This is a genomic window from Sphingobacterium sp. IITKGP-BTPF85, assembly GCF_001006065.1.
GTDB lineage: Bacteria > Bacteroidota > Bacteroidia > Sphingobacteriales > Sphingobacteriaceae > Sphingobacterium > Sphingobacterium anhuiense.
Genome location: NZ_ASZT02000201.1, coordinates 1 through 7,100, shown reverse-complemented (window position 1 = coordinate 7,100; position 7,100 = coordinate 1). Strand labels below are relative to the sequence as shown.

Here is a 7,100-nt window from a genome sequence, read left to right as displayed (position 1 = left end):
AACCTTTAGAATGGTTGACTTTCCAAGAACGTATTGGTTTAGATAATTATACAGACCGTCGTCGTTCTGAATCTCCAAAATACAGTTTCGTACCAGCAGATAATACCTCTGAAAATTATTCAGATGCGAATATTCAGACAGATCAAGGGCAGTACAGAATTGATCAGTATAATGTGAACGAAATTGTACATGATTTCATGGCAACTGCTACCCATTCTTTTAATGATGATTGGGTAGCATCTTTCATGTTGGGTAATAATATTCGTCAACGTAGAACTTCTAATAGTAGCACTGCAACAAATGAGAGTGGTGGTTTAGTTGTTCCAGGATGGTATAATTTAGCAAACAGTAATGGTCCTTTAGATTTAATTGAAGATTCTTGGAGTAATAGAAGATTAATAGGCGTGTACGGAGATTTAAATATTTCTTATAAAAATATTGCTTATTTACAAGCGACTGGTCGTAATGATTGGTCTTCAACTTTGCCAAAGCAAAACAATTCATTCTTTTACCCAAGTGTAAGTGGTTCATTTGTGCTTTCGGAGTTATTTACTCCTGAAGTAAAGAACAAATTTAATTACGCCAAACTTCGTGCTAACTGGGCACAGGTAGGTTCTGATACAGATCCTTATCAATTATTAACGACCTTTTCTCGAGGTGAGATCAATGGTGGTTTTGGAACAACAACCTTCCCATTTGGTAACGTTTCGGCATTGATGTCAAGTAGCACGATCGGTAATATGGAACTGAAGCCAGAGATTACAACGTCTTTTGAAATTGGTGGTGAATTCGGATTTTTCAATAATCGTTTGTATGCAGATTTTACATATTACAACAATAACTCAAAAAATCAGATTTTAAGTATTCCAATTCCTTCTTCAACGGGATATGGACTTAGTTTGGTTAATGCTGGTAAAGTGAAAAATAATGGTGTAGAATTAACGTTGAGAGGTACTCCAATTAAAAACGAAAACTTTACATGGGAAATGTTTGGAACATTCACTAAAAATAACAGCGAAGTTGTTGAGTTGATGGATGGTGTTGAGCAAGTTTCTGTTGGAGGTTTCTCTGGAATGAACATAGTTGCTGCAGTTGGCCGTCCTTATGGTGAATTTTATGGAGTAACCAATGCTACAGATGAATTAGGTCGTACAATTGTTGATCAAAAAACAGGATTACCATTAGTATCTTCATCTCCTGAATATTTAGGAACTTATAACCCCGATTTCCAAGCTTCTTTGGGTACCAACTTGACATATAAAAATTGGTCTATGAGTGCTTTGTTTGATACTAAACAGGGTGGAGTATTTTATTCTAGAACAAAAGATATCTTAGGTTTTGTGGGTACATCTGCTGAAACTGGTGGGGATCGTTTTGGTCAAATTTTCCCAAATTCTGTTTATGTAGATGCAGCGGGTAACTCTGTAGTAAATACAACAGCTACTTATGATAAAGTAGATTATTATCCAAATATGGAAGCTGGAGTTAATATTGTTGATGCGACTTATGTTAAGTTACGTAATTTGACAGTATCCTACAAATTCACTAAAGATCAATTAAAGAATACGCCATTTGGAGCAGCTTCTATTGGATTTTTTGGAAACAATTTATTTATCTGGACGCCTAGCGAAAATAAATATGCTGATCCAGAAGTAAACTCTTCTGGTGCTGGTAATGCGCAAGGATTTGATTTTACAGCTCAACCGTCGTTGAGAAATTATGGTATCAATGTTAAGGTCTCATTTTAAAACCAAGTAAAGTATGAAAACTATAAATTTAAAAAATGCAAAGAAGCTTTTAGTTTTAGCTTTAATTGGCACAATAGGTTTGACAGGATGTAAAAAGTTTTTAGACATCAACGATAACCCGAATAATCCAGAACAAGCTACTCCAGCTTTGCTTTTACCTACAGTAGAAGCTGCAATCAGTCAAGTAGTGGGTAATTCATTTCAAGTATATGGAAATATTTGGGGACAATATTGGACTCAAAACCCAACATCTTCTCAGTATCGTACGTATGATCAATATAGAATTGCAAATTCTGCAATGGACCGTACTTGGTTGATCATCTATAGAAATGCTTTGAATAATGCAAATTTGATTATTAATAGTACTTCGGCAAATAACGAGAACTATAAAGGTATCGCTTATATTTTGAAGGCCTATACTTTTCAAGTTGCAACTGATGCTTTTGGTGATATTCCATTATCAGAAGTTTACAGGCAGCTGGTAACTTAAATCCAAAATACGAAGCTCAGGCGGTTGTTTATGACTCCATTTTCAATTATATTGATAAAGGAATTGCCTTATTGCAAACTAAGCAAGCTATTCCTGTAACGAGTCAAGATATGCTATTCGACGGAGATTTGGATAAATGGAAAGCTTTTGGAAATACATTGAAATTGAGAGCTTATTTAAGAATCTCAAAAGTAGATGCTGCAAAAGCAACCGCAGGTATTAAAGCATTGTATGCTTCAAATCCAACATTCCTAGATGAAGATGCAACGATCACTTACACTACCACTGGAGGGAACGAGAATCCATTTTATAATGAAATGGTTAATTTAGGTAAAACACAGAATGTCGTAGCCAGTGGAACTATTGTTAAAGCTTTTGTGAAAAACAATGATCCAAGAGTTTTTTCTTTGTTTAATAAAGTAGTTAATAATGATGGAAAAAATCAAGATACTATTGCTTATATTAATCAAGGAACATATAGTGCAAATACTAAAAAATTAGTATCATCACCATCTCCTTTAGTTGGAGGTCGTGCAGTTGAACCAACATCAGCAGTAGCTCCTGTTAAATTGATTTCAAATGCTGAAAGTTTGTTTTTGCAAGCTGAGGCAGTGGCAAGAGGTTGGGGATCAGGTGATGCAGCGAAATTATTCAAAGCTGGTATTACAGAAAGTTTTACTGCAACAGGAAATAATTCAGATGCTGCAACCTATATTGCTAAAGCTCCTGATGCAGTTTTTTCGGGTAGTGTAGAAGAAAAGTTGAAAGCAATTATCACGCAAAAATATTTTGCAATGTGTGGTTTCCAAGGATTTGAAGCATGGACAGAATGGAGAAGAACAGGTTATCCGACTTTCTTTACTACGTCTGCTGCTTCTACCTTAGGAGAAGGTAGAATGCCTTTAAGAATGCCATATGCAAATAGTGAAGCTACTACTAACGCAAATTATCCTGGTAATGTAGTTATCTATACACCAGTATGGTGGGATGTTAAATAATAATTTTAAGGTTATAATTTTAAAAAGCGGTCTCGAAAGAGATCGCTTTTTTATTTTTAACAATCTATATAAAACAATAGTTTTATATATCCATCTTGGAAAATTGATTGACCAAGTAGTTTATTATTTTGAAATGAACATATAAAGTGGTTTAATAGAATATATCTACATCTTTTTTCAAAGATTAGGATATTTACATAAATAAAAAGTTTTAAAAAATATAAAAATAATAAGGAATATGAAGAAGTTTCTATTCATAGTGACCATCTTTGCTGGACAAGTGGCCCTTGCTCAACAAAAATCTCAATTGAAAATATTTCAAATTAATATCTGGCAGGAAGGAACAATGGTTCCAGATGGCTTTCCAGCTATTGCAGATGAAATTATTGCTAAGAAAGCAGACGTAGTGTTGTTTAGTGAGGTAAGGAATTACAATAACACAGATTTTGTACAACGAATCCTGGCAGAATTAAAAAATAAAGATGCCGTGTATTATGGTATATCCAGTGAACCATCTTTAGATGTTGCTTTCATTTCTAAATTCCCTATTAAGGATCAAAGACCCTTATATACTGAAGCCAATAAGGTGGGTAATGTGTTAAAAAGTAAAATTCAAGTAGCAGGTAGAAATTTTACATTTTATGCTGTTCATTTGGATTATACTAACTATGCCTGTTATCTGCCTAGAGGGTATGATGGTGTTACCTGGAAAAAGCTTGATCAGCCGATTGTAGATGTAGCAAGCATAATAGAAGCAAATAGAAAAGGAAAGCGGGACGTAGCGATACGTGATATCATTCTAGATGCAGATAAAGAAAGTAATAGTGAGACGATTGTAGTTGCCGGTGACTTCAATGAACCGTCCCATTTAGATTGGACTAGTGAAACAAAAGATTTGTTTGATCATAGAGGTGCTGTAGTTCCATGGGACTGTTCTGTATTATTAACCGAGGCTGGCTTTGTAGATAGTTTTAGAGAAAAATATCCCAACCCAGTTAGTCATCCCGGTTTTACTTATCCAGCCTATAACAAAGATATCGCTATTGATAAATTAGCTTGGGCGGCACAGGCAGATGACAGGGATCGTATTGATTATGTTTATTATAGAACAAATAAGCCTTTAAAAGTTTCTGAAGTTAAAATTGTTGGCCCTTCTGGAACAGTAAAGTATGGTAAAAAACAAGATGAGGATAGTCAGGATGAATTTATGCTACCTGTAGGAGTATGGCCCACTGATCATAAAGCTTTATTTGTCGAGTTGGAGTTTTAAACTTTTTGAAGCGTCTTATTTTTAAGATAAATGCTTAATAAGTGTAATGACAAAAGGGCGACTAAAGGTGAGGTTGCCCTACTGTAATGTTTTTCTGAAAGTAAACTAGATTAACTTTAAAATGCAAAAATGATGTAAGTATAATTGTTTGTAGTATCAAAATTGTAAGTAAAGGTTGAGAATCTGATACCAAGAATTCTAAAGTAAGATTTTATAAAAAGAAGAGGAGTGAAAATTTGAAAATTTCACTCCTCTTTTGATTATTTAATATTTATTACTTTTTATCCCACCAAACTCGGCCTTGAATACTTGATGGATCACCAAAATCTGGATCCTTTCGCATATCGTCAATAGCAGAGTTTCTATTATCAAAGTTTAAATCACCTTCCAACGCATAATTAATTACAAACCTTCTTGGAATTTCTAAAGTTTGACCTTCATTGATCCAATCTTCAAAAATAAGTTTTGTATTTTTATTAGGCATTCCTGTTCTTTTAACTAAAGCCCACGCCTCATTAAAATTTCTAAAGTAATTCAAATAAGCCTGCAGTATAATCTGTTCAAGACCTGTAGTAGATTTGAACACAATATCAGAACGTAATTTAAAGTTTGTAATTTCACTATCCGTTAATGGAACATAGTCATAAACTTGTGCAGTTTTTGCTAGATTATCATAAAATTTAAGTGAAGCATCCACTCCTTTATAATATAGCTCTTCTGCATTTTCATTAGACCAACCACGTTGAGCCAGTTCTGCTCGTGCAAAACAAAGTTCGGCATAAGTTAAGATCGGAATAATTCCCGTTCCCCTACCGGCATTGTTCTCTGGTTGAAAAAGACGATCTTGAATTCTTGATACCGTATCTAAAGTAACCAAATTATCCCCATCTTTAATCTGGTATGGGTTTAAAAAACGAGTTTTGATAGGATTATTAGGTAATTCTGGATTAGAAAACTGACCGTAGTATCTTCTTGTATCAAATTTTGCAGTTTGATTAATTACACCTTGCTCTTTTGCTTTTTGGAAATTTTCTTCGCTCCACTGATTCGGACGGAAGAAGAATCGTAAACGAGGATCAGTGTTATTCCACATATAATTAACTACGCCATGCTCACCAACGAAAAGACGTCCGTTTCCTGTTATATTCCAATTACCTCCAGACGTAAATTCTGTACGAGCTGATAACATCCAACTGTCAGATGCATTTTCCATTAAACCAGCAGGATGGCTCAGCACATCCCGAACGATAGTTTTCACACGCTCGGGGTCTCTTTTCGAAAGTCGAAGAGCAATTACTAAACGTAACGAATTGGCTGTCTTAGCCCATTTTTTTGCGTCACCACCAAAATAAAGATCAGCTGTACCGTAGTTAAATTGTTCCACAGCTTGAGTGGTATTTAAAATAGTTGCAGCCTCTTTTAATTCGGTTTCAAAGATTTTATAGAGTTCATCTTGTGTATTGTATTTCGGTTGCAATGTACCTCCATATCGTGCCTGAAAGGCTTCATCATAAGGAATACTGCCATTTACGTCTGTCACATACCAAGCTTGTTGTACTCGCAAGACCGTAGCGATGGTTCTTTTATAAAGATTTCTAGCACGTTCATCTTCAGGCATTTTATCAATAGTTTGTTTTATATCCTCTAAAAGAGGGCCTACATCTTGAAAAAAGCGTCCATAACGATTATTAGCATTTGCTGCATTATCTGTTACAGTAAACGTATTTCCAGTTCTTTGTAAGAAAACACGGGACCAACGACTTATATAACTATAGTTATCGTAGTAGGCATCAAAATCATTATCATTAGTAGCGATAATCGCTCTTGATAATAAGTAATCAACTGGTAATTTAGTAACGGCATCAGGATCGGTATTATATTCAGCAAACTTCTCCTTACTGCAGCCTACAAAATACAAGCTAAATAGTATTAAAGCATATTTATACAATGAGGTTTTCATATTTATAATCATTAGAAGTTTGTATTAATTGTGAAAGAAAAATTCCGAATCATTGGAGAGCCACCACCCAAGAATGCATTGATAGAGCCAGATGATCTATTATCCTCTGGATTGATATTATCTGGTAAAGTATTATACAGATAGCCTAAATTACGGGCAGTAAGAGTAAGTCTCAAATTATTCAATTTTAGACGTGAAGCAGTTTCAGTTGGTAAATCATAGCTGAATGATACGTCTCTTAAAATCAACCAAGATGACTTAAATGTTGATAATTCACGAATTCCATTACCCCATCCGTAAGAATTGTTATAATAATTGACAGCACTGATCGGCGATCGCCATCCTTTGTCTACAGTCTCTTGATAAGACATCCCAGATAGATCATTACCATTGACAACAGTTCCCTGACGGAATACCGCATCAGGTATAATACCCCAAGCTTCATTACCATTAGCATCTTTGTAGGCGACACTTCCAGCTTCTCCTTGTCTACCATAAAGTGAACTTGCAATCTGTCCAGTCTGCATTCCATAATTGTAAGTAGGAGAATAGACCATACCACCAAATTTTGCATCCAGCATAAAACTAAACGAGAAAGATTTGTAGTTAAATCTATTTAATAAACTTCCCATAA

3 protein-coding genes and 2 pseudogenes are annotated in these 7,100 nt (G+C 34.8%); 3 read left to right on the top strand and 2 right to left on the bottom strand.

What is annotated here, in order from left to right; genetic code table 11:
• The 3 genes and pseudogenes from L950_RS23375 to L950_RS23365 all read left to right on the top strand — a co-directional run.
• On the top strand, positions 1-1,748 hold a 1,748-nt coding region (locus tag L950_RS23375; RefSeq protein WP_021187970.1), incomplete at its 5' end, for a TonB-dependent receptor domain-containing protein.
• Between the two features lie 154 nt (positions 1,749-1,902).
• A pseudogene (locus L950_RS34515) lies at positions 1,903-3,236 on the top strand (SusD/RagB family nutrient-binding outer membrane lipoprotein); the annotation flags it as partial.
• Positions 3,237-3,474: 238 nt separating this feature from the next.
• The gene (locus L950_RS23365) at positions 3,475-4,506 is read left to right on the top strand and encodes an endonuclease/exonuclease/phosphatase family protein (protein ID WP_021187969.1); all 1,032 of its coding nucleotides are present in this window, start codon (positions 3,475-3,477) and stop codon (positions 4,504-4,506) included.
• 274 nt (positions 4,507-4,780) lie between these two features.
• Here the strand turns inward: L950_RS23365 and L950_RS23360 are convergent, their stop codons facing one another.
• On the bottom strand, positions 4,781-6,466 hold the full coding sequence (locus tag L950_RS23360; RefSeq protein ID WP_031286961.1) for a SusD/RagB family nutrient-binding outer membrane lipoprotein: 1,686 nt from the start codon (positions 6,464-6,466) through the stop codon (positions 4,781-4,783).
• An 11-nt stretch (positions 6,467-6,477) separates the two neighbouring features.
• A pseudogene (locus L950_RS31105) lies at positions 6,478-7,100 on the bottom strand (SusC/RagA family TonB-linked outer membrane protein); the annotation flags it as partial.

Excerpts from the sequence above, each read along its gene's own strand:
- L950_RS23365 (WP_021187969.1), top strand. The coding sequence starts at position 3,475 with ATGAAGAAGTTTCTATTCATAGTGACCATCTTTGCTGGACAAGTGGCC.
- L950_RS23360 (WP_031286961.1), bottom strand. The coding sequence starts at position 6,466 with ATGAAAACCTCATTGTATAAATATGCTTTAATACTATTTAGCTTGTAT.